This window comes from Segniliparus rugosus ATCC BAA-974 (genome assembly GCF_000185725.2).
GTDB lineage: Bacteria > Actinomycetota > Actinomycetes > Mycobacteriales > Mycobacteriaceae > Segniliparus > Segniliparus rugosus.
In genome coordinates this window covers 1,491,821-1,514,370 of sequence record NZ_KI391954.1, presented here as the reverse complement: position 1 = coordinate 1,514,370, position 22,550 = coordinate 1,491,821, and the positions used below count along the sequence as shown (strand labels likewise).

At 68.8% G+C, this 22,550-nt stretch carries 25 protein-coding genes and 1 pseudogene; 16 read left to right on the top strand and 10 right to left on the bottom strand.

Going from position 1 to position 22,550, the window contains the following annotated elements; all coding sequences use genetic code 11:
* Window positions 1-54 precede the first annotated feature (54 nt).
* Window positions 55-891 carry a class I SAM-dependent methyltransferase gene (locus HMPREF9336_RS16995; protein WP_007469033.1) on the top strand — a complete coding sequence of 279 codons (837 nt, stop codon included), beginning with the start codon at window positions 55-57 and terminating at the stop codon, window positions 889-891.
* Here the strand turns inward: HMPREF9336_RS16995 and HMPREF9336_RS19145 are convergent.
* Complete coding sequence (locus tag HMPREF9336_RS19145; RefSeq protein ID WP_021030926.1) at window positions 888-1,313, bottom strand: hypothetical protein; 426 nt, start codon at window positions 1,311-1,313, stop codon at window positions 888-890. The two genes, HMPREF9336_RS16995 and HMPREF9336_RS19145, sit on opposite strands and share 4 nt — an antisense overlap.
* 38 nt (window positions 1,314-1,351) lie before the next feature.
* On the opposite strand from HMPREF9336_RS19145, the gene HMPREF9336_RS19140 reads away from it, so the two are divergent.
* Both HMPREF9336_RS19140 and HMPREF9336_RS16985 read left to right on the top strand, forming a co-directional pair.
* Entirely contained in the window at window positions 1,352-1,612 is a 261-nt protein-coding gene (locus tag HMPREF9336_RS19140) for a hypothetical protein (protein WP_244431689.1), read from the top strand.
* Between the two features lie 339 nt (window positions 1,613-1,951).
* Entirely contained in the window at window positions 1,952-2,620 is a 669-nt protein-coding gene (locus HMPREF9336_RS16985) for a TetR/AcrR family transcriptional regulator C-terminal domain-containing protein (protein WP_007469031.1), read from the top strand.
* Here HMPREF9336_RS16985 and HMPREF9336_RS16980 read toward each other — a convergent pair.
* From HMPREF9336_RS16980 to HMPREF9336_RS16970, 3 genes are all read right to left on the bottom strand, one after another.
* Window positions 2,606-3,316 (bottom strand): YoaK family protein, encoded by a 711-nt coding sequence (locus tag HMPREF9336_RS16980; protein WP_021030923.1) that lies wholly within the window; start codon window positions 3,314-3,316, stop codon window positions 2,606-2,608. The genes HMPREF9336_RS16985 and HMPREF9336_RS16980 overlap by 15 nt on opposite strands.
* Window positions 3,317-3,446: 130 nt before the next feature.
* On the bottom strand, window positions 3,447-4,289 hold the full coding sequence (locus tag HMPREF9336_RS16975) for an LLM class F420-dependent oxidoreductase (protein ID WP_007469029.1): 843 nt from the start codon (window positions 4,287-4,289) through the stop codon (window positions 3,447-3,449).
* 33 nt (window positions 4,290-4,322) lie between these two features.
* Window positions 4,323-4,790, bottom strand: coding sequence for a carboxymuconolactone decarboxylase family protein (locus HMPREF9336_RS16970; protein ID WP_007469028.1), 468 nt, complete (start codon window positions 4,788-4,790; stop codon window positions 4,323-4,325).
* A gap of 77 nt (window positions 4,791-4,867) precedes the next feature.
* On the opposite strand from HMPREF9336_RS16970, the gene HMPREF9336_RS17710 reads away from it, so the two are divergent.
* Both HMPREF9336_RS17710 and HMPREF9336_RS16960 read left to right on the top strand, forming a co-directional pair.
* Window positions 4,868-5,977, top strand: coding sequence for a hypothetical protein (locus HMPREF9336_RS17710; protein WP_021030922.1), 1,110 nt, complete (start codon window positions 4,868-4,870; stop codon window positions 5,975-5,977).
* A gap of 54 nt (window positions 5,978-6,031) precedes the next feature.
* On the top strand, window positions 6,032-7,372 hold the full coding sequence (locus HMPREF9336_RS16960) for an aspartate aminotransferase family protein (protein WP_007469026.1): 1,341 nt from the start codon (window positions 6,032-6,034) through the stop codon (window positions 7,370-7,372).
* On the opposite strand, the gene HMPREF9336_RS16955 is transcribed toward HMPREF9336_RS16960, so the two are convergent.
* Together HMPREF9336_RS16955 and HMPREF9336_RS16950 are read right to left on the bottom strand one after the other, a co-directional pair.
* The gene (locus HMPREF9336_RS16955) at window positions 7,350-7,754 is read right to left on the bottom strand and encodes a DUF5313 family protein (protein WP_007469025.1); all 405 of its coding nucleotides are present in this window, start codon (window positions 7,752-7,754) and stop codon (window positions 7,350-7,352) included. The genes HMPREF9336_RS16960 and HMPREF9336_RS16955 overlap by 23 nt on opposite strands.
* Complete coding sequence (locus tag HMPREF9336_RS16950; RefSeq protein ID WP_007469024.1) at window positions 7,751-8,212, bottom strand: MarR family winged helix-turn-helix transcriptional regulator; 462 nt, start codon at window positions 8,210-8,212, stop codon at window positions 7,751-7,753. Before HMPREF9336_RS16950 ends, HMPREF9336_RS16955 begins: the two co-directional genes overlap by 4 nt.
* A gap of 170 nt (window positions 8,213-8,382) precedes the next feature.
* On the opposite strand from HMPREF9336_RS16950, the gene HMPREF9336_RS16945 reads away from it, so the two are divergent.
* Both HMPREF9336_RS16945 and HMPREF9336_RS16940 read left to right on the top strand, forming a co-directional pair.
* Complete coding sequence (locus tag HMPREF9336_RS16945; RefSeq protein ID WP_051357398.1) at window positions 8,383-9,411, top strand: aldo/keto reductase; 1,029 nt, start codon at window positions 8,383-8,385, stop codon at window positions 9,409-9,411.
* 51 nt (window positions 9,412-9,462) lie between these two features.
* Complete coding sequence (locus tag HMPREF9336_RS16940) at window positions 9,463-10,347, top strand: MBL fold metallo-hydrolase (RefSeq protein ID WP_007469022.1); 885 nt, start codon at window positions 9,463-9,465, stop codon at window positions 10,345-10,347.
* A gap of 43 nt (window positions 10,348-10,390) precedes the next feature.
* Here HMPREF9336_RS16940 and dapD read toward each other — a convergent pair whose 3' ends face one another.
* A complete protein-coding gene (gene dapD, locus HMPREF9336_RS16935; RefSeq protein ID WP_007469021.1) occupies window positions 10,391-11,368 on the bottom strand; it encodes a 2,3,4,5-tetrahydropyridine-2,6-dicarboxylate N-succinyltransferase in 978 nt (325 codons plus the stop codon).
* 102 nt (window positions 11,369-11,470) lie between these two features.
* On the opposite strand from dapD, the gene dapE reads away from it, so the two are divergent.
* From dapE to HMPREF9336_RS18140, 5 genes are read left to right on the top strand one after another with little or no spacing between them, the layout of a single operon-like run.
* The gene (gene dapE / locus HMPREF9336_RS16930) at window positions 11,471-12,565 is read left to right on the top strand and encodes a succinyl-diaminopimelate desuccinylase (protein ID WP_021030921.1); all 1,095 of its coding nucleotides are present in this window, start codon (window positions 11,471-11,473) and stop codon (window positions 12,563-12,565) included.
* 37 nt (window positions 12,566-12,602) lie between these two features.
* Window positions 12,603-13,526, top strand: coding sequence for a glucosyl-3-phosphoglycerate synthase (locus HMPREF9336_RS16925; protein WP_007469019.1), 924 nt, complete (start codon window positions 12,603-12,605; stop codon window positions 13,524-13,526).
* A 60-nt stretch (window positions 13,527-13,586) separates the two neighbouring features.
* Complete coding sequence (locus tag HMPREF9336_RS16920; RefSeq protein WP_007469018.1) at window positions 13,587-13,886, top strand: DivIVA domain-containing protein; 300 nt, start codon at window positions 13,587-13,589, stop codon at window positions 13,884-13,886.
* Window positions 13,879-14,514, top strand: a complete 636-nt coding sequence (locus tag HMPREF9336_RS16915) for a DNA-3-methyladenine glycosylase I (RefSeq protein WP_007469017.1) — start codon at window positions 13,879-13,881, stop codon at window positions 14,512-14,514. The genes HMPREF9336_RS16920 and HMPREF9336_RS16915 overlap by 8 nt, the downstream gene beginning before the upstream one ends.
* A 28-nt stretch (window positions 14,515-14,542) precedes the next feature.
* Window positions 14,543-14,725: a DUF3117 domain-containing protein gene (locus tag HMPREF9336_RS18140; RefSeq protein ID WP_007469016.1), complete on the top strand. Its 183-nt coding sequence runs from the start codon at window positions 14,543-14,545 to the stop codon at window positions 14,723-14,725.
* Between the two features lie 30 nt (window positions 14,726-14,755).
* Here HMPREF9336_RS18140 and glgA read toward each other — a convergent pair whose 3' ends face one another.
* Entirely contained in the window at window positions 14,756-15,913 is a 1,158-nt protein-coding gene (gene glgA, locus HMPREF9336_RS16910; protein WP_007469015.1) for a glycogen synthase, read from the bottom strand.
* A gap of 359 nt (window positions 15,914-16,272) precedes the next feature.
* Between glgA and glgC the strand changes: the two genes are divergently transcribed.
* Both glgC and HMPREF9336_RS16900 read left to right on the top strand, forming a co-directional pair.
* A complete protein-coding gene (glgC, locus tag HMPREF9336_RS16905; RefSeq protein ID WP_007469014.1) occupies window positions 16,273-17,487 on the top strand; it encodes a glucose-1-phosphate adenylyltransferase in 1,215 nt (404 codons plus the stop codon).
* Window positions 17,488-17,767: 280 nt separating this feature from the next.
* A pseudogene (locus HMPREF9336_RS16900) lies at window positions 17,768-18,822 on the top strand (zinc-binding metallopeptidase family protein).
* A 10-nt stretch (window positions 18,823-18,832) separates the two neighbouring features.
* On the opposite strand, the gene HMPREF9336_RS16895 reads toward HMPREF9336_RS16900, so the two are convergent.
* Window positions 18,833-19,264: a hypothetical protein gene (locus HMPREF9336_RS16895; RefSeq protein WP_007469012.1), complete on the bottom strand. Its 432-nt coding sequence runs from the start codon at window positions 19,262-19,264 to the stop codon at window positions 18,833-18,835.
* A gap of 221 nt (window positions 19,265-19,485) precedes the next feature.
* Between HMPREF9336_RS16895 and HMPREF9336_RS18830 the strand changes: the two genes are divergently transcribed.
* Window positions 19,486-20,250 carry a hypothetical protein gene (locus tag HMPREF9336_RS18830; RefSeq protein WP_211235470.1) on the top strand — a complete coding sequence of 255 codons (765 nt, stop codon included), beginning with the start codon at window positions 19,486-19,488 and terminating at the stop codon, window positions 20,248-20,250.
* A 25-nt stretch (window positions 20,251-20,275) separates the two neighbouring features.
* The gene (gene dop / locus HMPREF9336_RS16885; RefSeq protein ID WP_007469010.1) at window positions 20,276-21,772 is read left to right on the top strand and encodes a depupylase/deamidase Dop; all 1,497 of its coding nucleotides are present in this window, start codon (window positions 20,276-20,278) and stop codon (window positions 21,770-21,772) included.
* A gap of 75 nt (window positions 21,773-21,847) precedes the next feature.
* Here the strand turns inward: dop and HMPREF9336_RS18595 are convergent, their stop codons facing one another.
* Window positions 21,848-22,501 (bottom strand): hypothetical protein, encoded by a 654-nt coding sequence (locus HMPREF9336_RS18595; protein WP_021030916.1) that lies wholly within the window; start codon window positions 22,499-22,501, stop codon window positions 21,848-21,850.
* Between the last annotated feature and the right edge of the window lie 49 nt (window positions 22,502-22,550).

Here is a 22,550-nt window from a genome sequence, read left to right as displayed (position 1 = left end):
CGCGCGCTGAACAATCGTTCAGCATATTGAACAATTGTTTAGTACACTGGGGGCATGCATGAAAGGACAGCGTCTTCGGGCTCCGGCAAAATCGACTTCACCGGCGTGCAGTGGACCATGCTCGTCACCTTGTACCTGCGCGCCCGCGACGCGCGCTCCAAGCGTCCGATCCTCGGCGACGACCTCGCGGACGAGCTGGTCGGCCGGATCGACTACGACTTCGACACCTGGTGGTTCCGCGCCATCTCCGGCGACCAGTACATGGTCTCGGCGCGAGCGAGGCAGCTCGACGAATGGGCGGCGGCGTTCTTGCGCGAGCATCCCGACGCGACCGTGCTGCACCTCGCCTGCGGGCTGGACAGCCGGGCGCAGCGGCTCGACGTGCCGCCCGGCGCGCAGTGGTTCGACGTGGACCTGCCGGACGTGATCGGGCTGCGCCGCAAGCTTTACGCGGAGCGCCCCGGATATCGGATGATCGCGTCCTCGGTGACCGAGCCCGAATGGCTGGAGCGCATCCCGGCGGGGAAGCCGACGCTGGTGATCGCCGAGGGCCTGCTCATGTACCTCACCGAACCCGACGTGCGCGCGCTGCTCGTCCGGATCACTGAACGTTTCCCGTCCGGCGAGGTGGTCTTCGACAGCTTGCCGGGCTGGGCGATCTGGGCCTCCAACCATCTGGTCGGGCGCTGGGCCTCGTTCAAGATGGGCTGGCCGGTGCGCGACGAGCGCGACGCGATCCGGCTCGCGCCGAAGCTGCGCTACCTCGCCTCGGCCACTGTGGCCGACCATCCCGAGCGGATCGACCAGCCCTTCTACCGGTGGTTCTATCGGGGGATGCGCCGGGTCGAGGCGCTGCGCAACTCGCTGCGGATGTTCCGCTACGAGTTCTAGCGGGGCACGACCACCACTCGGTCCCCGCCGCCCTTGGCGGCCTCCCACGCCTGGGCGACGTCGGGCAGGGCGAAGGCGCGATAGGGGATGCGGACCGCGCCGGCGGCGATGCGCTCGATGTAGCGGGGCACCTGGCGCAGGTACTCCTCGAAGGAGAACGAGCCGAACCCGCTGCCTCGCACGCGGATGTTCGTGCTGCGCAGCACCTGCGCGGGCACCGCCGCGGTCGCGCCCGCGAGCGAGCCGATCTGCACGAAGGAGATGTCCGCCCCGCTTGAGGCGTGGCCGCGCCCCTGGAAGACCGCGAGCGCGGCCTCGGCGGGCGGGCCCCAGACGAAGTCGAGCACCGTGGACGGGCTCGACCCGTCCAACGCCTCGGCGATGGCCCCGGCGTCCTCGGCGGCCTCCCCGGTCAGCCGCACAGTCCGCTCCGGCCCCCAGCTCGGCGGCGCGGGCGAGCTTGGCCTCGTTGCGCCCGACCGCGACCACGCGCTCGGCCCCGAGCGCCAGCGCGTTCTGCACGGCGAGCAGGCCGGCCATGCCGGTGGCCCCGAGGATCAGGACGGTCCCGAGCCCGTCCACCTCGTCCGCGCGGGCGATCAGCGGCATCCACGAGGAGATGCCGGGGTTGATGCCCGCGGCGACTTGGAGCGGATCGGCCCCGTGCGGGAGCGCCACCGCGCCGCCCGGCGCGACGATCAGTTCGGCAAGGGTGCCGTAGGGCGCGACGGAGAAGCCGACGTAGACGAGCGAGCCGTCCTCGGCCCGTCCCACTGCGTCGACTCCGGGGACCAGCGGATAGATGCCTTCGCTGCTGTAATGCTTCCCCTCGGCCCTTGCCAGCACGAGCTGGTGGACCCCCGCCGCGACGAGCTCGACGATCCGCTGGCCGGGGGCCGGGGCCGGATCGGGGAAGTCGGTGTACTCGGGCGAGCTGTCCGGGGTGCGGACGACCGCTGCTTTCATGCCTGCCTCCTTCGTCCGCGCCCCGCTCTCGCCGCGCGCGGCTAACCTAACATGTGTAGTTTGGACACTAATCTACGCATGTTAGATTGTCAAGATGGCACGGGACCTCAGCATGGAGAAAATCGTCAAGGCCGGCTTCGAAGTGTTGGACGAGGTCGGCCTCGACGGTTTGACCGTGCGAGCGGTCGCGGCCAAGCTGGGGGTCAAGGCTCCCTCGTTGTACTGGCACGTGCGCGACAAACAGCAGCTGCTCGACGAGATGGCGACACAGATGTGGCGGCTGCTCTGGGCGCAGCTCGGCGGGCTCGAAACCGACACGCTGGTGCGGGACGGCTTCCGGATCTACGCGAACGCTCTGCGCCGGACGATGCTCGCGCACCGGGACGGCGCACGGGTCTTCGCGGGCACCTACCTCACCGACGCCGAGGTGCTGCGCGCGCAGCAGGCCCCGCTGGCGAGCTTCGCGGACCGGGGCTACGAGGTCGCCGTGGTCGCCCGCGCGTTATGGCTGGTCTACTGCTTCACCGTGGGATTCTGCGTGGAGGAGCAGGCCGTCAGTCAGGCTCCCGACGACCGCTACTCGCTCAAAGCGCGGGACGAGCGCATCGGCGAGGGGGCCGAGCTGGTCAGGCGGACGGGCCCGGAGATCCTCGGCACAGGAGCCCCCGGAGATTCGGACCGGCGTTTCGCGGAGCTGATCGACGCGCTGGCGGACACCGCCGACCGCATGCTCGGGCGGGCGGGCCGGTCAGCTGGCCGCTGACGGCTCGGGCGGGTTGTTGCGCTCGTGCACGAACGTGTAGACGCTCGTGGCCAGGCACACCCCCGCCGCGATCATGAGCATGCTCCACCCCGTCTCGACCAGGCTGAGTAGCCCGCCGATCAGCGCCCCCGACGCGAAGGAGACCAGCACGAGGAAATAGCCGAGCCAATCGGCGTAGTCCCCGCCGCTGATGTGGCGCTCGATGCCTTGCCCCATCTTCACCCAGGTGCCGGTGACGTAGCTCAGCGGCACGGACACCTCGCCGTTCTTGGTGAACGACGTGTTCAGCGAGCCGATGCCGAAGGCGACGAAGAGCACCGTGAGCAAGTCGATGTCGTCCCCGCCCCAGTCGACGACCGCGTCGAAGGCCGCAGCGAGTATGAGGGCGACGGTGGTGAGCATCGTCGGGCCGTGCGGATGCCCGGACCAGAAATGCCTGCGGCACAGCGAGGCGACGATCACGCCGGACAGGAACGAGAGGATGATCAGCCCCGCCGCGACACCGAACATGGTCTGGCCCCGGAACGAGCTCAGCACCGCGCGCTCGGTGTTCCCGGTCATGAAGGTGACGAAATAGCCTTCGGTGTGGATGAACGCCGACGCGCCGAGCAGCCCGGCCAATGACGCGAGCACCCAGGAGAGACGGGCCTCGATGCCGAACAACGCCGCTCGTCGCTCGTCGCTGGGTCGTTTCACGCGCGCAGTCCTCCTTGGCCGGGTCGGACGGTCCTCCTCATCACTCACACAGCATAACCAGGAACCGTGAGGAAGAGGGTGTGATCGTCACCCTATGCGGCGGCGTTCATCCGCGCATCCGCGCGGACGTTCAGCGGTTGATCTGCGCCAACGCCGCCGCGAGCGGTTCGAGCACGGCGGGGGTGTGCGGCGTCGGGAGGTAAATGATGGCCAAATCGAGCCCCGCCGCCTTGAACTCCTCGGCCTCCGCCGCCGTCTTCGCGTAATCGTGGTCCTCGCCGAGCCGGATGTGCGTGGACGTGGTGATCTCGGACGGGTCGCGCCCGATCGCGGCGCAGTGCTCGCGCAGGATGCCCAGCTTGCGGGTGAAGTCCTCGGTGGTCCCGCCCGGCACATTCCAATGCTGGGCGTACTGGGCGACGAAGCGCAGGGTCTTCTTCTCGCCCCCGCCGCCGATGAGGATCGGCGGATGCGGGCGCTGCACGCCCTTCGGCTCGTTCCGCGCCTCTTTGAGCTGGTAGTACTTGCCCTCGAACGTGGTGCTCTCCTGGGTGAGGAGGCTGATCAAGATCTGGGTGGCCTCCTCGAAGCGCTCGAAGCGCTCTTTGACCGTGCCAAGCTCGATGCCGTACGCCTCGGACTCCTCCTCGTTCCAGCCCGCGCCGATGCCGAGCTCCAAACGCCCGTCCGAAATGATGTCGAGGGCGGCGGCCATGTTCGCGAGCACCGCGGGGTGCCGGTAGTGGATCCCGGTCACCAAGACCCCGACCCGCAGCCGTTTGGTCGCCTGCGCGAGGGCGGCGAGGGTGGTCCAGCCCTCCAGGCAGGGCCCGGTGGGATCGGAGAAGATGGGGTAGAAGTGGTCGAAGTTCCACGCGGACTCGAAAAGCTCGATGTCGTCGGCGGCCTGCCAGACGGCGAGCATGTCCGACCACGTGGTGTTCTGCGGGGAGGTTTTGATGGCGAAGCGCATGAGCCCACTCTAGGACCTAGAGCGCTCTCCAGGTCAAGAGTTCCGCGACGTTTTTGTCACTGACTCGGGGACGGCGCGGAAACTGATGGCCAGCCGGTTCCACGCGTTGATCAAACCGACGGCGATGGTGAGGTCGGCGATCTCCTTCTCCGTGAAATGCTCGGAGACCGCCGCGAACGCCGCGTCGGGCACGTGGGTCTCGGCGACATTGGTCACCGTCTCCGCCCAGGCGAGCGCCGCTTGTTCGCGCGCGGAGAAGAGCGAGCCCGCTTCCTCCCAGACCGAGACGAGGGTGATCTTCTCCTCGGCGGCCCCGAGCTTGCGCAGCTCAGAGGTGTGCATGTCGAGGCAATACGCGCAGCCGTTGATGAGCGAGACGCGCAGGTTCACGAGTTCGACGAGTTCGGCGGGCAGCCCGGACTGCGCGATGTAGGCGTGCACGCCCATGAGGGTTTTCACGCCGCCGGGAGCGGACCGGTAGTAGTCGAGTCGTGCGGGCATGGCGGGCTCCGTTCATCGTTGTGCTGATGGCTCTGAGCGCTTCGAGGGCGGCGAGGCGTGCTTGCGATACTAACCACATGAGGTTTTCGGCAAAGGTCGCGGCGGTGTGCTGCGCTGTCTCGTTGCTCGGCGCGTGCGCCCGCCCGCCCGTCCCCGGCGAGGACGGGGCGGAGAAACAGGCTCCCGCTGTTTCTCCGGGTCTCCCCGCTGCGGCCAAGCCGTACGCCGCGCCCGCGCGGCCGCCGCTGGAGGAGGCCCCGCTCGTCGTCCAGGCGAGCGCCGACGCCGAGGACCGGTTGGGGAAGGCGGCGCGGGGCGCGCTGGTCGACTCCGGCGGCTACCACGGCTACAAGATGGCGCGCGAAGCGCCCGATTGGTCGGAAGACGGCGTGTTCGTCGACTTCATGAGCCCGGACGGGTCGCTCGCCTGCACCGGCGGCGTCCATGGCGTGATGTGCCAGTCCGCGAGCCCTGCTTTCCCCAAGCCGCCCCGCCCGACGAACAGCCCGGCTCCCGTCGCGTGGCAGCCGTTGATCTCCTTGACCACGAAGGATCTCTCCTTCGGCGTGTTCGGCGGCGGCGTCAACGTGTTCCCCTTCAGCAAGCCGCTGCCGGCCGGCTCGACCATCCGGCTCGGGGAGATCGAATGCGCAGGGGAGACGGACGGGATCACGTGCGTCAACTACCGCAACAGCACCGGCTTCGAAGCGACGAGGGACGCGCTCACGCCGCTGCGGTCCCCGGACCCGCTCCCCGCCGACTCGCGGGCCGAGCCGCGCACGCCGGGGAGCAAATACTGCGGCGCGCTGGTCACCGAGCGCGCGGTCGAGCAGGCCGCGGAGCAAAGCTGGCCGACCACGGGGAAGCTCGGCCATTGGCGACTGGATGTCGCGAACCCGTACACCTGCGCCGATGTGCAGCCGGCGATGGCGCGGCGCGAGCAGTACCAGGGCCAGACGCTGTGGAGCGTCGGCGTGCTGATCTTCGACAAGGGCAGGTTCGTCGGCCCGGCGACCGACCGGCCTTACGACAACCTGTCCGCGGAGCCCGACCCGGACGACCCGACGCTGGTCCGCCTGCGCTTCGCGCTCAAGCAGGGCGGGTCGGGGAGCGCGCGGGCGCAATGCCGGGACGGCAAGGTCGTGCTGCTCGACTCCATCCCGGACGGAGCGCAGCAGGCGCCCTGACGCGGGGCGCATAGAATCGACGCGAGACCCCACCAATTCGAGAAGCAGGATCCGATGACGCAAACCCAAGCCTCCCTCGCCGAAGCCGAAACCGGGGCGCGTGTCCGCGCCGACGACCGCGCGCACGTCTTCCACTCCTGGAGCGCGCAGGCGAAGATCAGCCCGTTGCCGATCGCGGGCGGCGAGGGCTCGTGGTTCTGGGACTTCGACGGGAACCGGTACTTGGACTACAGCTCCCAGCTGATCAACCTGAACATCGGCCACAAGCACCCCAAGGTGGTCGAGGCGATCGTGGCGCAGGCCAACAAGCTGCCGACGATCCAGCCCGCTTTCGCCAACGAGGCCACGGCCACGCTCGCCCGGCTGATCGCCGAGCGCTCCCCGGACCCCGCGAGCAAGGTCTTCTTCACCACCGGCGGCCAGGAGGCCAACGAGCACGCGATCCGCATCGCGCGCCGGTTCACCGGGCGGGACAAGATCCTCGCAGCGTACCGCTCGTACCACGGCGCGGGCGGGCAGACCATCGGCCTGACCGGCGAGGCGCGGCGGTGGGCGAACGAGCCGACCGGCGTCAACGTCTCCCGGTTCTTCGGCCCGTACCTGTACCGCTCCGTTTTCGGCGCGACGACCGAGGCGGAGGAGTCCGAGCGGGCTTTGGCGCACCTTCGGCAGGTGATCGAGCTCGAAGGGCCGCAGACCATCGCCGCGGTGCTCCTCGAGCCGGTGACGGGCTCGCCAGGCGTGCTCGTCCCGCCGCCCGGCTACCTCGCCGGGGTCGCCGAGCTGTGCCGCAAGCACGGGATCGTCTTCATCGCCGACGAGGTCATGGTGGGCTTCGGCAGGGTCGGGGAGTGGTTCGCCTCCCACGGGGCCTTCGGGGCCGAGCCGGACCTGATCACCTTCGCGAAGGGCGTGAACTCCGGGTACGTCCCGCTCGGCGGCGTCGTCATCTCGGACCGGGTCGCCTCGCACTTCGACGAGACCCCCTACCCCGGCGGGCTCACGTACGCGGGGCACCCTCTCGCGTGCGCGGCGGGCGTCGCCTCCATCGGGGTCTTCGAGGAGGAGCAGCTGCTGCCCAAGGCCCGCGATCTCGGCGAGAACGTCCTCGGCGCGGGCCTGCGCGCCCTTGCCGAGAAGCACCCGCTCATCGGCGAGGTGCGCGGGCGCGGCTTCTTCTGGGCGGTGGAGTTCGTCGCGGACCGAGCCACCCGCGAGCCGCTCGGGGCCGACAAGGTCGGCGGGATCGTCGCGGGCCTCAAGGCGCGCGGCGTGTGGGCGTTCGCCCCGGCCAACCGGATCCACATCGCCCCGCCGCTCACCGCGACCGTCGAGGAGCTCCAGCTCGGCCTGACGGCCCTGGACGAGGCGCTCAGCGAGACTGCTCGGGGTTGACCCCGTAGATCTCCAGGTAGCGCGCGCGGGACTCCTCGCGCGCGCGGACCTTCTTCGGGTTCTCCAGGTCGGCGGGCAGGCCGTGCTTGATGAGCCGGGACACCTTGTTCTGCTTCATGTACGCGCCGGAGAAGATCAGCGCCAGGATGACCATGAGCAGCACCATCGCGCCGCGCAGCCACAGCTGCCCCGGCACGAGCACGAGGATCAGGGCGAAGATGGGCAAAAACGGCACCATGCTGCGCCACAGGTGCCTCGGGCCGGCCCAATCGCCGGTCAGGTCGTTCTTGACCCACTCCTGCATCGAGTCGGGCAGCTTGCGCCCGTGGGCGTAGGCCATCCACTGGAAGAAGTTGGGCTTGGTCCTTGCCGGCTTCGTCATATCTGCAGCGCTCCTGCCTTGATCGCCTTCTGATTGATTTTCGTCAGGATCTGGTGGAGCTCGCCGAGCTCTTCCCAGTCCGAGTCCAGTTGCTCCACCACTCGCCCTGGGACGCCGAGCGCCCGCTCGCGCAGCGCCACGCCCTCCGGGGTGAGCCCGATGTCGAGCTGGCGCTCGTCGTTCGCGTTGCGGGCCCTGGTGATGAGCCCCGCCGTCTCCAGCCGCTTGAGCAGCGGGGAGATCGTCGCGGAGTCGAGCTGCAACGCCTCGCCGAGGTTCTTCACCGACTGCGGCGACTGGCCCCAGAGGGCGAGCATGACGAGGTATTGGGGATGGGTCAGGCCGAGCGGGGCGAGGATCGGCCGGTACACCGAGAGGATCGCGCGGTTCGCGACCGCGAGCGCGAAGCAGACCTGTCGCTCAAGGGCCAGGGGGTCGTCGACGGCTGTGTTCTTCATGGAATAGATCGTACCATAATAGTTAATGCAATAAATGATTGCTCATTAACTAAATGTGGCGCGGTCGCCGCACCCGCTCTCACGAGGCGGAGGGACTGCATTCCTCCTGCGGCCCATCCGCTTCCGTTGGCGACGTGCCGGGGAGCGGATTGTCCATTACGCTTCATCTTATGGATGAGACGTCCCCTACAACTGTTTGCGGCCAAGTCCGACTGGGGAGCACCGGGCCTGTTGTGAGCAGGGTCGGCCTCGGCACGATGCGGATCTCCTCAGCCCTTCCAGCGCGCACGAGCGCGGAACGGGAGGAAGAGGGCCTGCGGACGATCCGGGCTGCGACGGACTCAGGGATCACTCTTATCGACACAGGCGATTTCTACAGCGGCGGGCACAACGAGCTCCTCGTGGGCAGAGCGCTCAAAGAGCTCGACCGGGACAGCATGGTGCTCAGCGTGAAATTCGGGATGCTGCAGCTGCCGGGCGGGGGCATGCCAGGAGTGGACGGCAGGCCGGAGTCGGTGAAGAACTTCCTCACGTACTCGCTGACCCGGCTCGGGGTGGACCATATCGACATCTACCGGCTCGCGCGGATCGACCAAACCGTGCCGGTCGAAGACACGGTCGGCGCGCTCGCCGAGCTGGTCGAGCAAGGGTACATCCGGTACATCGGCTTGTCCGAGATCGGGGCCACGGCGTTGCGCAGAGCCGCCGCCGTGCATCCGATCTCGGACCTGCAGATCGAGTACTCGCTCATCGAACGCGAGAGGGAGAAAGAAGTCATCCCCGCCGCGCGAGAGCTGGGGATCGGGATCACCGCGTACGGGATCCTCTCGCACGGCCTTCTATCGGAGGCGTTCCTCAGCGGCAGGACCGCGCACGAGCCGGGGCAGTTCATGCACCCCCGGTTCCAAGGCGAGGCGGGGGCGCGCAACCTCGTCATCGCGCAAGCTCTCGCCAGAGTCGCCGAACAGCACGGCGCGACCCTCGCGCAGGCGGCAACGGCATGGGTCCTCGCCCAAGGCGAGGACATCGTGCCGATTGTCGGATCGACGCGTGTGGCGAGCCTGCGCGAGAGCTTGAAGGCGCTCGACCTCGTTTTCACAAAAGCGGACCTCGCGGCCATCGAGAGCGCGGTGCCGCCCGAGGGGCTGGCGGGGGACCGGCACATCCCGCAGCAAATGCAGTTCTTCGACCGGGGCTAGCGCGCCGTGCCCCGGCGTTCGGCGCGAAGGGCTGTGCGATACATTCGCACGATGGCATTCGTCCTCGGCTCCGCGACCGTCACGCAGCTCACCGAACTCGACCCCTGGTTCGTGGACCCGAGGGAGTGGTTCCCCGCGATCACCGACGAGCAGCTCGTCGCCGCCCACGCCAAATACCCGTTCTCCTTGCGGCGCGGCGGCCAGTGGGAGATGGTCACCGTCGTGCACAACTACGTGGTGTCGCTGGGCGACAAGCTCATCGTCCTCGACACCTGCATCGGCAACCACAAGCCCCGGCCGGGCCTTCCCGACATGCACATGCTGAACACCGACTACCTCGAGCGGTTCGTCGCGGCGGGGTTCGACCCGGACCGGGTCGACGTGGTGGCCAGCACGCATCTGCACCCCGACCACTGCGGGTGGAACACGAGGCTCGTGGACGGGGCGTGGCGGCCGACCTTCCCCAACGCGCTGCACCTCTTTCATTCGGTGGAGTTCGATTACTTGCGCGGTCTCGCGGCGGATTCGGAGCTGTACGCGCAGTTGTACGCGGACAGCGTCGAGCCGATCCTCGAATCGGGCAAGTGGGAGCTGATCGAGGCGGGCCAGATCGTCGCCGAGGCCGGGGGGACGAGAATTATGGCGGTCGCGGCGCCGGGGCACACGCCTGGCCACCTCGTTTTTGAGATCGCCGACGGAAACGAAAGCCTTCTGGTGATCGGCGACGCCTTCCACCATCCGTTCCAGATCGAATACCGCGACCTGCCCATGTTCTCCGACGCGGATTCGCCTCAGGCGATGCGGACCCGGTCGGAGCTGCTGGAACGGTGCGCGAACGAGGGGGCCCGGCTGCTCACCGCGCATTTCCCGGCCAAGTCCCCGGTCGGGGTGCGGCGGGACGCGGCGGGCGAGTTCCAGTGGACGGGCTTGTCCTAGCGGTCCGCCTCGGACGGCTGGCGGCAGACCGGCGCTCGAGGGGCTACGGGTTGTTCGAGTGCAGCACCGAGTTCAGGGTGACGCCGCTGCCCGCGCGGGGCAGCACTTCGACGGCTCCGGTGAGCGAGTTTCGCCGCCAGAGCAGGTTCGCGACGCCGGAGAGCGCGCGGGCCGCGACGACTTCGCCCTCTGGCGTGGTGACTTTCGTGCCCGCCGTGATGTACAGGCCCGCCTCGACGACCGAGTCGTCCCCGAGGCTGATCCCGATCCCGGCGTTCGCGCCGATGAGGCTGCGCTTGCCGACCGAGACCACCTCTTTGCCGCCGCCGGAGAGCGTGCCCATGATCGAGGCCCCGCCGCCGACGTCGGAGCCGTCGCCGATCACCACGCCCGCCGAGATCCGGCCCTCCACCATGGAAGCCCCGAGCGTGCCCGCGTTGAAGTTCACGAAGCCCTCGTGCATGACGGTGGTGCCGTCGGCGAGGTGCGCGCCGAGCCGCACGCGGTCGGCGTCGGCGATCCGGACCCCGGTCGGCACGACGTAGTCGACCATCCTCGGGAACTTGTCCACGCCGAGCACCTGCACCGGGCCCCGTGCGCGCAGCCGCAGCCGCGTCGCCTCGAAACCGGCGGGGGAGCAGGGGCCGTGGTTGGTCCACACCACGTTCGAGAGCAGGCCGAAGACTCCGGCGAGGTTCGCCTCGTGCGGCCGGACGAGGCGGTGGCTGAGCAGATGCAGGCGCAGATAGACGTCGTAGGCGTCGGCAGGCGGCTCCGCGAGGCTCGCGATCCGCGTGCGGACCACGGACAACACGACATCGCGCTCGGGATCGGGGCCAGCGAGCGCGAGCAGCTCGTCGGAGGCGGGCGGGCCTTCGATGGCGAAAGTCCCGGTCTCCTGGAACTCCCCGAGCAGCGGCTCGGGGAACCAGACGTCGAGCACTGCGCCCGAGGGGGTCAGCGTGGCAAGGCCCACGCCGCTCGCGCCGGTCTGACGGTAAGTGCTTGCGGTGTCGCTCATGGACGGCAGTTTACCCGGACGGGTCCGGGCAAGGACACATCGGCGAGGGCACGCCTCGGCGGTCGGATCGCGGGGGCCCGAACCGGCGGTTAGTCTGTGACGATGACGTTGCGGCTGAACTCGGATCCGGTGGAACTCACGCAGGCGTTGGTCGACGTGCCGAGCGAGTCGGGGCAAGAGGCCGCGCTGGCCGACGCTGTGGAGGAGGCGCTGCGCGAGCAGACGAGCGGCTTCGCGATCGAGCGCCGGGGCAACTGCGTGCTGGCGCGGACGAACGCCGGGCGCTCCCGCCGGGTGCTGCTCGCGGGCCACCTGGACACCGTCCCCTCGGCGGGGAACCTCCCGGCCAGACGTTTCGTCGACCCGGAGCACGGCCCGGCGCTCGCGGGGCTCGGCACCGTGGACATGAAATCCGGCTGCGCGGTCTTCCTGCACGTCGCGGCGACGATCGCCGACCTCGGGCCAGACCTCACGCTGATTTTCTACGACAACGAGGAGGTCGCCGCCGACCGCAACGGGCTCGGCCATCTCGCGAGGGACGTGCCGCAGTGGCTCGAAGCGGACGTCGCGATCCTCGGCGAGCCCACGGCCGGCCTGATCGAAGCAGGCTGCCAGGGCACGCTGCGGGCGCGGGTGGCCACGTCCGGCAGACGGGCGCATTCGGCGCGCTCCTGGCTCGGGGACGACGCGATCCACCGGCTCGCGCCGGTGCTCGCGATCCTCTCCGAGCACCAGGCGCGCGAGGTCGACATCGACGGCTGCGTCTACCGGGAGGGCCTCTCCGCGACCCGGATCGGCGGCGGGGTTGCGGGCAACGTCATCCCGGACGAGGCCTGGGTGGAGGTGAACTTCCGCTTCGCCCCCGACCGGGACGTCGACCAGGCCGTCGCCTACGTGCGCGGGCTCTTCGACCAGCTGCCGCAGACGCGGTTCGAGGTGGTGGACGCCGCGCCTGGCGCGCTCCCCGGCCTGGCCCATCCGGCCGCCGCAGAACTCGTCGAAGCCGCCTCGGGCAAGTTCCGGGCCAAATACGGATGGACGGACGTCTCACGGTTCGCGGCGCTGGGGATCCCCTCGGTGAACTTCGGGCCGGGCGATCCGAACCTCGCCCACACCAAAGAGGAATGGGCTCCGGAGAGCCAGATCCACGAGGTGGCCGACGTGCTGTCCCGGTATTTGGCCGCGCCTGGCGTGTGACCGGGCGCGATTGTTCGAGAGAAGGGAAGGCGCCAGCATGACGAGCGCGACAGGGCCGCAGGAATCCGTGCCGACGTACGCCGACCCTGGGTGGAGCCTCGACGAGCTGGTCGCGGCGAAGGCCGGGCGCAAGGTGGCCGCCGTGCTGCCCGCGCTCAACGAGGAGCGGACCATCGCCCACGTGATCGCGAGCCTCGACTGGCTGCGCCAGCCGCTCTCGGGCTCCGCGCTGCTGGACGACGTGCTCGTGGTGGACGGCGGCTCCACGGACAACACGGTCGCGATCGCCAAGGAGTCCGGGGCCAGGGTCACCACCACCGAAGCGGCGTTGCCCGGCGTGCCCTTGTCGGGCGGGAAAGGGGAGGCGCTGTGGCGTTCGCTCGGCATGGTGGACAGCGACTTCGTGGTGTTCATCGACACCGACCTCATCGACCCCGACCCGACCTTCGCCTCGAAGCTCCTCGGGCCGCTCTTGACCGATCGCTCCACGCATTTGGTCAAGGGCTACTACCGCAGGCCGCTCGGCAGCGCCGACCCTTCCGGCGGAGGGCGGGTGACCGAGCTGGTGGCCCGGCCGATGCTCGCGGCCCTGCGCCCCGGCCTTCGGACGCTGCTGCAACCGCTGGCTGGGGAGTACGCGGCGCGCACCGCGACACTGCGCTCGTTGGAGTTCGCCCCTGGGTACGGGGTGGAGATCGGCATGGTCATGGACGTGTACGACCGGTTCGGGGCGAAGGGCCTCGCGCAGGTGAACCTGGGCTCGCGCGCGCATCGCAACCAGCCGCTGACCGAGTTGGCGGCGATGAGCAGGCAGATCATCCACACCATGTTGACGCGCAGCGGCGTGGCAGACTCCAAGGAGCCGCTTCTGGTCGCCAAAGCGGGGCCCGAGGGAGTGGAGCTGGTGCCGCGCCAACTGCGCCTGGAGGGCCATCCGCCCATGGACGAGATGCGGCCCTGACCTTCCGGCGGCGCGGCGGATCGCCGCCTGGGCTTCGGCGGGCAATGGCATGATGAGAGCGTGGTGCTAGTCCTCGAATACATACTGGTCGCTGTCCTGGTGGGAGCCGGGCTGTTCGGGCTTTCGATCTTCGTCTTCGGACGGGGCGAGGAGCTCGGGCCGCTCCCGAGGCAGGCGAGCCCGACCAAGCTGCCCGAAACCGGCGTGCTCGGCGACGACGTCCGCAAGCTCAAATTCCAGGTGCGCCTGCGCGGGTACGATATGCGGGAGGTGGACTGGGCGCTCGCCAGGCTGGCCGAGGAGCTAGAGGAGCTGCGGGCGCAGTCCGCCGGGCACGAGCTGGAGACGGCGGATGAATGAGGCGGCGGAGCCGGTCGTCAGATGCGCGTGGGCGGAGTCGCCCAAAGACCCGGCCGTCCGCGAGCTTTACACCCGGTACCACGACGAGGAGTGGGGCAAGCCGATCACCAACGGGAACGCGCTGTACGAGCGGTTTTGCTTGGAGGCTTTCCAAGCCGGGCTCTCGTGGATCACGATCCTGCGCAAGCGCGAGGCGTTCCGCGCCGCGTTCGCGGGTTTCGACCCCGCAGTCGTCGCCGCGTTCGGCGAGCCGGACGTGGCGCGGCTGATGGCGGACGCGGGGATCGTCCGCAGCCGCCCCAAGATCCTCGCCGCGATCAATGCGGCGCGTTTGGTGCAGGAGATCGGCGAAGCCGAGTTCGCGGAGCTGCTTTGGTCCTTCGCCCCGGAGCCGAGGCCGCGCCCCGAACTGCTCGAAGCGGTCCCCGCCCAGACCCCGGAGTCGGCGGCGATGGCGAAAGAGCTGCGCAAACGCGGTTTCAGCTTCTGCGGTCCGACGACGTGCTACGCGATGATGCAGGCCACTGGGATGGTGGACGACCACCTGGCGTCCTGCTGGGTGGCTGAGCTATGGGACAATAGAACCCACATTTGTTCACGAGTTAATAGCCTTGTCGACCAGCGCTAGGCGGCCTTGGCGTGATTTGGAGGAACCGATGGCGGCACTCAAGCCACGTACCGGTGATGGCCCGCTCGAAGTAGCGAAAGAAGGGCGAGGGATCATTTTGCGGATGCCGGTGGACGGTGGCGGTCGTCTGGTGGTCGAGTTGTCGGTGCAGGAAGCGACAGCGCTTTCCGAGGCTTTGGCGGGCGTTCCCTTGGGGACTGCGAAGAAATAACGCGGGAGGACCGCCCTTCGGGGGCCGGGGTCAGCGGGCCACGTGCTCGTAGATTTTCAACGTGTCCGCCGCGACTTTGGTCCACGAGAACTCGCGCACCACCTTGGCCCGCCCGGCCCGCCCCATCCTGATCGCGAGGTCGGTGTCGTTGACCAGCGCGTTCACCGCGTCGGCGAGCCCATGCTCGAACCCTTGGGGGTCGCTCGGCTCGTACGAGACCAGCAGGCCCGTCTCGCCGTGGTCCACGACCTCGGGGATTCCGCCCACCGAGGAGCCGACCACGGCGGTCGCCGTCGCCATCGCCTCAAGGTTGACGATGCCGAGCGGCTCGTAGATGGAGGGGCAGACGAAGACCGTGGCCGCCGAGACGAGTTCGCGGATTTTCGCCGAGGAGAGCATCTCCTGTGCCCAGACCACGCCGTCGCGCGCCTCTTGGAGTTCGGCCACCGCAGCGCGGGTCTGCGCGGCGATCTCGGGGGTGTCCGGAGCGCCCGCGCAGAGGAGGAGCTGCGCCTCGGGCACGAAGCGGTGCGCGGCGGCGATGAGGTGGTTCAGCCCCTTCTGGTGGGTGATCCTGCCGACGAACGCGACAATCGGCCTCGCCGGGTCGAGGCCGAGCTCGCGGACGGCGGCTTCGGCGTTCGGGTCCGGGTACCAGGCGCTCACGTCGATCCCGTTGCGGACCACGTGCACGCGGGCAGGGTCGATGAGCGGGTACGTCGCGAGCACGTCGGTGGCCATGGCCTGGCTCACCGCGATGACGGCGGCCGCGGCGGGCAGCGAGGCGGCCTCCGCCCAGCTGGAGATCCGGTAGCCGCCGCCGAGCTGTTCCGCTTTCCACGGGCGCAACGGCTCAAGGGAGTGCGAGGTCACCACATGGGGGATTCCGTGCAAGAGGCTCGCCATGTGCCCGGCCAGGTTGGCGTACCACGTGTGCGAGTGGACCACGTCGACTCCGGTCGCCGCAGCGGCGATCCGCAAGTCCGCCGAGAGCGTGCGCAGCGCGGCGTTCGCGCCGAGCAGCGCGGGGTCGGGCTGATGCGCGACGGCTCCGGGGCGGGGTTCGCCGATGCAGTGCACGTCGACTTCGCAGAGTTCGCGCAGATTGGCCACGAGCTCTGTGACGTGCACACCGGCGCCCCCGTATACCTCAGGAGGGTACTCACGCGTCAGCATCGCGACATGCATACCGGCCACGTTAGCATCGCGGTTGCGGGGGGTTTTGCCGAGCGGGGGATGCTGACGCGGAGCACCCTGGGGGACTGTGCTGGTCTGGTCGCTTCGGCCTCGTGCCTCGGCCTGCGCTCCGGGCACGCGTCAGCGCCGCGACATGCATGCCGGTCAGGTGAGCATCGCGGTTGCGGGGGGTTTTGCCGAGCGGGGGATGCTGACGCGGAGCACCCTGGGGGACTGTGCTGGTCTGGTCGCTTCGGCCTCGTGCCTCGGCCTGCGCTCCGGGCACGCGTCAGCGCCGCGGCGCTCGGACGCGGCGATGAATCTGCCGACACTGTCGCACCAAAACCAAACGGAGAGGGTAGGTTGAACCTGTGAGGAGTCAACCCCATGTGCTCGGCATCGTGCTCGCAGGCGGCGAAGGCAAACGCCTCTATCCGCTCACAGCTGATCGGGCGAAGCCCGCAGTGCCGTTCGGCGGCGCGTACCGGCTGATCGACTTCGTGCTGTCGAATCTCGTCAACGCGGGCTTCTTGAAGATTTGCGTGCTCACGCAGTACAAATCGCATTCGCTCGACCGGCACATCTCCCAGAACTGGCGGCTCTCGGGCATTTCCGGCGAGTACATCACGCCGGTGCCCGCGCAGCAGCGAGTCGGCAAGCGCTGGTACACCGGCAGCGCCGACGCGATCTTCCAGTCGTTGAACCTCGTCTACGACGAGGACCCGGACTACATCGTCGTGTTCGGGGCGGACCACGTGTACCGGATGGACCCGGAGCAGATGGTCGCACGGCACATCGAGTCCAAAGCAGGGGTCACCGTGGCGGGGATCCGGGTGCCGCGCCTGGACGCGAAGGCGTTCGGCGTGATCGACGCGGACGCCGACGGCAAGATCACGAGTTTTCTGGAGAAGCCCGCAGACCCGCCGGGCATCCCCGGTGCCCCCGAGTACGCCTACGCGTCCATGGGCAACTACGTCTTCACGACCAAGACGCTCGTCGAGGCGTTGCGGGCGGACGCCGAGGACCAGGGCTCCGACCACGACATGGGCGGGAACATCATCCCCGCGCTGGTGGACCAGGGCGAGGCGCGGGTGTACGACTTCACCGAGAACCACGTGCCCGGAGCCTCCGAGCGCGACCACGGGTACTGGCGGGACGTCGGGACGCTCGACTCCTATTACCAGGCGCACATGGACCTGGTGTCGGTGCATCCGGTTTTCAACCTCTACAACCGGCGCTGGCCGATCAACGGCGGCAACGACGCGATGCCGCCCGCGAAGTTCGTCAACGGCGGCATGGCGGTGGAGTCGATGGTCGGCGCGGGCAGCATCATCTCCTCTGCCGTCGTGAGCTCCTCGGTGGTGAGCAGCAACGTCATCGTCAGCGACGGAGCCTCGGTCGAGGGCAGCGTGCTGATGCCGGGGGTGCGCATCGGGGAGGGCGCCGTGGTGCGCAACGCGATCTTGGACAAGAACGTCGTGGTCGGCCCCGGCGAGCAGATCGGGGTCGATTTGGAGCGCGAGCGCGAGCGGTTCACCGTGAGCGCCGAGGGGATCGTGGCCGTCGGCAAGGGCTTCTGGATCTGATCTCGGCCCCGCCCGAGGTCATCGGTCTGAGGAGGCTCGGGGCCGCAGGGACACGATCTCGCGTCGGCCGCGAACAGGGCGTAGCCGCCGATCTGCTCGACCTGTGCTCGCCTTGATGAAGCGGTGGGTCGCGGCGAACGGTCGGTCTGCGAACGCTTCGATGGTGGTGAGAGGGGCCCGCATGCCCCTGTTGTAGCGTTTGCGCCGGGCCTGTTCCAGAACCAGTCCGCCGGGACTGGTGTTTTGTCTCGGCTCCACCTCCGTGGGCTAGTGTTGTCTGGTGCGCGACTTTGCCTGTGCTCGCTGCGGCCAACGGCTTTCCTTCGAGAACTCGCTCTGCCTGGGGTGCGACAGCCAGCTCGGCTTCCTCTTCGCCCGACGCGATCTCGTCGTGCTCGTCCACGGCGAGGACCACGACGGCTTCACGGTCGACGCGCGCGACTACAAGCTCTGCGACAACCTGCATCTCGCCCGGTGCAACTGGTCGTGGCGGTGGACGACGAAGACGGGCTGTGCGAGTCCTGCGCCCTCACCCGCACCCGGCCGAGCGACGACGACCTCGAGGCGCTGGAGGCGTTCGCCGAGGCGGAGGACGCGAAGCGCAGGCTGATCCTGGAGCTCTCCGTGCTGGGCCTGCCGATCGTGGGCAGAAAAGCGGACCCGGAGGGCGGCCTCGCCTTCGACCTGTTGTCGAGCCGTTCGCAGCAGATCCTCACCGGGCACGCGAACGGCGTGATCACACTCGACCTCGCGGAGGGCGACGACGTGCACCGCGAGCAGATGCGCGTCGAGCTGGCCGAGCCGTACCGGACCCTCCTCGGCCACTTCCGCCACGAGATCGGGCACTACTACTTCCCGGTCCTGGTCGGCACGGGGGAGCACCGCCGGGAATTCGAGGAGTTCTTCGGCGATCCGGACCTGGACTACCAGGAGGCGCTGGACCGGCACTACAGCGAAGGAGCCCCGGCGGGCTGGGAGGACGAGTTCGTCTCCTCGTACGCGACGATGCACCCGGCGGAGGACTGGGCCGAGACGTTCGCGCACTATCTGCACATCCGCGACACGTTGGACACGGCGGCCTCGTTCGGATTCGCCCCCGCCGGGGTCACGCTCGACAAGGCGAGGCCGGGCCGGATCGGGTTCAATGCGATTGTCGACGAGTGGCTGCCCTTGGTCTGGTCGCTCAATATGATCAACCGTTCGATGGGGCATCCGGACCTGTACCCGTTCGTCCTCGCCCCGAAAGTGCTCGACAAGCTGGCTTTCGTCCATCAGCTGGTGACGGCGCAGCAGCAGGCCGAGATGAGCGGGAATGGGAGCGGCGCGGCGGGCTGATCGTGCCCGGTCAGCCGCCGATGCCGAGGCCGCACGCTCCGTTCGCGGTGTGCACCGCCGCGTTGTAGGCGTCGACGGTCGAGGTCAAATCGGGGAAGGCGGCTTTGCGGGAGATTTTCTGGCCGAGATCGATGGCAGTGGAACTGTAGTGGCGCAGCGCGTTTTGCGCGGGCCCCGGCTCGGTGTCGGCGAGTTTCGCGTCCACGTCCCGCCCCGCCTGGGCGAGCCCGGCGGAGGCTTTCTGGATCGCCTCGGCCATGCCGGGGTCGTTATAGCTCCAGCCTTCTTTGCGGGCGAAGCCGAGGAAAGGGGTGAGGTCCGTGTTGACCAAGGCGGTGGCTTGGGAGAACGCGGCGCACGCCGCCTCCGTGTCCGCGGCGGCGGCAGGGGCCGCGCAAAAGGCGAGGGAGAGGGCGAGGAAGAGCCTCCATTGCCTGCGCATGCCGTTCCGTCTCTCTTCCCTTGCCGAGTGCCTTGATGTCCTCCTCAGACATTGATTAAGAATACGGACTCGCCGGGGTGTCCGTCATCGAAATGCAGGGTTTTGGACGATACTCACAGCAACTCCCCAGTTGTGTGAGCGAACGGAGAAACGCGGTGGCTGAACACGGTGCCCTGTCGAGAGTTTTCGATAGAAGGCGCGATGTCCCATGGCGGCCCGCGTTGAGCGCGGCTGTCGTCTTCGCGCTCGCTTTCGCAGTCCCTGCCGCCGCGGAGCCTGCCCCGGAAGATCCCCCCGCGCCGTCGGCCCCTGCTGCGCCAGCCGAGCCCGCTCCGGCTCCGGCTCCGGCTGAACCTCCGGCGGCTCCCGCTCCGGCAGAGCCGCCAGCCCCCGCCCCTGCGGAACCAGCACTGCCCGCCCCGCCGCCAGTCTCGGCGGAATCGACCGCTCCCGCCGAGCCCGCGCCGGCAGAGCCAGCGGTTCCCGTCGCTCCGGCTCCGGCTGCGCCAGCCGAGCCCGCGCCGGCTCCGGCTGAACCTCCGGCGGCTCCCGCTCCGGCAGAACCCGCCCCGCCAGCGGCTCCGACTGCTTCTGCCGAGCCGCCTCCGCCGCCTGCCGAGCCGTGGGCCGAGTCGTGCAGTCTGTTCCAGGAGGCGGTCACGACGGTCGACGGGGCGCTCGGCCCGTTGCGGGAGCTGCCGCACGACGCGTCGTGGAACTACGACGGCGGCGCGGTCTCGCGCGCGGTGAACCAGGCGAACAGCGGTCTTTCCTCCGCGAAGGAGAAAGCAGCCTCGGCGGCTGGGGCCTCGGGCCTGCCGCCCCAGCTGCACACGTTGCTCGACAATTACGGGTACAGCGTCGACTATCTGCTGCGGGCGCTCGCCGGGCGTAAAGACTCCGCTGTCGTCCAGGTCTATCTCGGCGGATACGACAAGGCCGTCCGGGAAGCCTCGGCCTTTTGCGCGCCGCCCCCGCCCGCCTGACGGCGAGGAGGTAGAGTGGGTTTCCGTGCGTCGCATCATGGGAACCGAGATCGAATACGGGATTTCGGCGCCGAACGATCCCAACACCAACCCCATCGCAACTTCCACGCAGGCGGTGCTCGCCTACGCGGCCGCTGAGGGGCTGCCGTCCCGCCGCCCTCGGTGGGATTACGAGGTCGAGTCCCCGCTGCGGGACGCCAGGGGTTTCGACCTCGGCAGGCCGAGCGCGGTCCTGCCGATCTTCGACGAGGAAGAGGTCGGGGCGGCGAACATGATCCTCACCAACGGGGCGCGGCTGTACGTCGACCACGCGCACCCCGAGTACTCCACGCCCGAGGTGACCGACCCGCTCGACATCGTGCTGTGGGACAAGGCGGGGGAGCGGGTCATGGAGACCGCCGCCCGGCACGTCGCGAGCGTGCCAGGGGCGCCGGTGCTGCGGCTGTACAAGAACAACGTCGACGGCAAAGGCGCCTCGTACGGCAGCCACGAGAACTACCTCATGAACCGCAGCACGCCGTTCGTCGCGATCGTGGACGGGCTGACCCCGTTCTTCGTCTCCCGGCAAGTGATCTGCGGGCTGGGGCGCGTCGGGCTCGGCCAGAACGGGGACGAGGCTGGCTTCCAGCTCGCCCAGCGCTCGGACTACATCGAGGTCGAAGTCGGCCTGGAGACCACGCTCAAGCGCGGGATCATCAACACCCGCGACGAACCGCACGCCGACGCGGACAAATACCGCCGCCTGCACGTCATCATCGGCGACGCGAACCTCGCCGAGACCGCCACCTACCTCAAGGTCGGCACGACCGCGCTGGTCTTGGACCTGATCGAAGCGGGCGTGGACTTCTCCGACCTCAAGCTGCACCGCCCGGTGCAGGCGGTGCGGACGATCAGCCGGGACCCGTCGCTGCGCGCCGTGGTGGCCTTGGCGGACGGGCGCGAGCTCACCGGCCTCGCGCTGCAGCGGGAGTACCTCGACCGGGTTGTCGCCTTCCGCGAGCAGCGCGCGGAGCCGGACGAGCGGGCCGACGACGTGATCCGAGTCTGGGCCGAAGTCCTCGACCTCCTCGAGCGCGACCCCATGCTGTGCGCCGACCGGCTGGACTGGCCCGCGAAGCTGCGGCTGCTCGAAGGCTTCAAGGAGCGCGAGGGCCTCGCCTGGGCCTCGCCCCGGCTCCAGCTCGTCGATCTGCAGTACTCGGACGTGCGTCTGGACAAGGGCCTGTACAACCGGCTCGTCTCGCGCGGCTCGATGCGCCGCCTTGTGGCCGAGGCGGACGTGCTCGCCGCGATGCGCACCCCGCCGGCCAACACGCGGGCCTACTTCCGGGGCGAATGCCTGCGCAAGTTCGGCCCCCAGGTCGCCGCCGCGAGCTGGGACTCGGTGATCTTCGACATCGGCGCGGAGTCTTTGGTGCGCATTCCGACCTTGGAGCCGCTGCGTGGCAGCAAAGCCCACGTGGGCGCGCTGTTGGACTCGGTCGAGTCGGCCGCGGAGCTGGTCGACAAGCTCACCAGCTAACGGGGGAGCTGAGGCGATTTTCCCACGGATGCGAGACACAGTGGCGGAGTCGTGTCCTCGGTTTCGGGAGCTATGTCATGTTTTGGCGCAGAAAACCTGTTCCGCCTGTTCGGAGGTCATACCGAGTTCGGTGAGATCAGGTTCGCCGAGGAGTTCGCAGCGGCCGTCCCCAACTTGCTCTTTCGTGTTGACGAGTAATGCCAGCACGGGTTTGAAATCTGGTTCTTCCACTTTGTAAAAGGCTATGGCCACGTGAACATAGGACACAATGCTTTCGAGGACAACGTAGCCGTCCGGATCATGCCACAGGAGAATTCCGTCCATTTCGGGTTGGCGGCGAAACACTGCGGCTTCGCCAGTAGCGCGCCAGAGCGCCCACCGGAATCTCGATCCATGAGGAACGCCTTGGATCGGCACGAGGATCTCGTCACGTCCGTCTTCGTCCACATCCACAAGCGTCGGCCAACCTCCGGCATCTTTTTCGAGCGGCTCGACAATGGTTTGGGCATGCGCCCCTGCTCGGTCGAAAACCTCGATAGTGACATTGGCAGGCTGGTCGCGTCCTGCGGTCGAGGCAGGCGCGTAGCGCACATCGAAGCGCAGTCCCAACTGGTCGTTTGATCGCATCGTGCAGTCGAAATGGCGGATCGGCGGATTTTCCGCTGCCGCTGGCGGGCAGTCGGGCAGCGGGTCCGCGCGGGCGTTGTCGGCGTTCAGCCCGCCTGCCATGAGCGCAACTGCGGTCGCCCCGATTGCGCACTGCGCTCCCCGCCCTCGC

What these genes read in the sequence shown, in the direction of transcription:
- HMPREF9336_RS16995 (WP_007469033.1), top strand. Translation starts at nt 55, where the DNA reads ATGCATGAAAGGACAGCGTCTTCGGGCTCCGGCAAAATCGACTTCACC.
- HMPREF9336_RS16985 (WP_007469031.1), top strand. Translation starts at nt 1,952, where the DNA reads ATGGCACGGGACCTCAGCATGGAGAAAATCGTCAAGGCCGGCTTCGAA.
- HMPREF9336_RS16975 (WP_007469029.1), bottom strand. Translation starts at nt 4,289, where the DNA reads ATGCGCTTCGCCATCAAAACCTCCCCGCAGAACACCACGTGGTCGGAC.
- HMPREF9336_RS16970 (WP_007469028.1), bottom strand. Translation starts at nt 4,790, where the DNA reads ATGCCCGCACGACTCGACTACTACCGGTCCGCTCCCGGCGGCGTGAAA.
- HMPREF9336_RS17710 (WP_021030922.1), top strand. Translation starts at nt 4,868, where the DNA reads ATGAGGTTTTCGGCAAAGGTCGCGGCGGTGTGCTGCGCTGTCTCGTTG.
- HMPREF9336_RS16960 (WP_007469026.1), top strand. Translation starts at nt 6,032, where the DNA reads ATGACGCAAACCCAAGCCTCCCTCGCCGAAGCCGAAACCGGGGCGCGT.
- HMPREF9336_RS16955 (WP_007469025.1), bottom strand. Translation starts at nt 7,754, where the DNA reads ATGACGAAGCCGGCAAGGACCAAGCCCAACTTCTTCCAGTGGATGGCC.
- HMPREF9336_RS16950 (WP_007469024.1), bottom strand. Translation starts at nt 8,212, where the DNA reads ATGAAGAACACAGCCGTCGACGACCCCCTGGCCCTTGAGCGACAGGTC.
- HMPREF9336_RS16945 (WP_051357398.1), top strand. Translation starts at nt 8,383, where the DNA reads ATGGATGAGACGTCCCCTACAACTGTTTGCGGCCAAGTCCGACTGGGG.
- HMPREF9336_RS16940 (WP_007469022.1), top strand. Translation starts at nt 9,463, where the DNA reads ATGGCATTCGTCCTCGGCTCCGCGACCGTCACGCAGCTCACCGAACTC.
- dapD (WP_007469021.1), bottom strand. Translation starts at nt 11,368, where the DNA reads ATGAGCGACACCGCAAGCACTTACCGTCAGACCGGCGCGAGCGGCGTG.
- dapE (WP_021030921.1), top strand. Translation starts at nt 11,471, where the DNA reads ATGACGTTGCGGCTGAACTCGGATCCGGTGGAACTCACGCAGGCGTTG.
- HMPREF9336_RS16925 (WP_007469019.1), top strand. Translation starts at nt 12,603, where the DNA reads ATGACGAGCGCGACAGGGCCGCAGGAATCCGTGCCGACGTACGCCGAC.
- HMPREF9336_RS16915 (WP_007469017.1), top strand. Translation starts at nt 13,879, where the DNA reads ATGAATGAGGCGGCGGAGCCGGTCGTCAGATGCGCGTGGGCGGAGTCG.
- HMPREF9336_RS18140 (WP_007469016.1), top strand. Translation starts at nt 14,543, where the DNA reads ATGGCGGCACTCAAGCCACGTACCGGTGATGGCCCGCTCGAAGTAGCG.
- glgA (WP_007469015.1), bottom strand. Translation starts at nt 15,913, where the DNA reads ATGCATGTCGCGATGCTGACGCGTGAGTACCCTCCTGAGGTATACGGG.
- HMPREF9336_RS16895 (WP_007469012.1), bottom strand. Translation starts at nt 19,264, where the DNA reads ATGCGCAGGCAATGGAGGCTCTTCCTCGCCCTCTCCCTCGCCTTTTGC.
- HMPREF9336_RS18595 (WP_021030916.1), bottom strand. Translation starts at nt 22,501, where the DNA reads ATGGCAGGCGGGCTGAACGCCGACAACGCCCGCGCGGACCCGCTGCCC.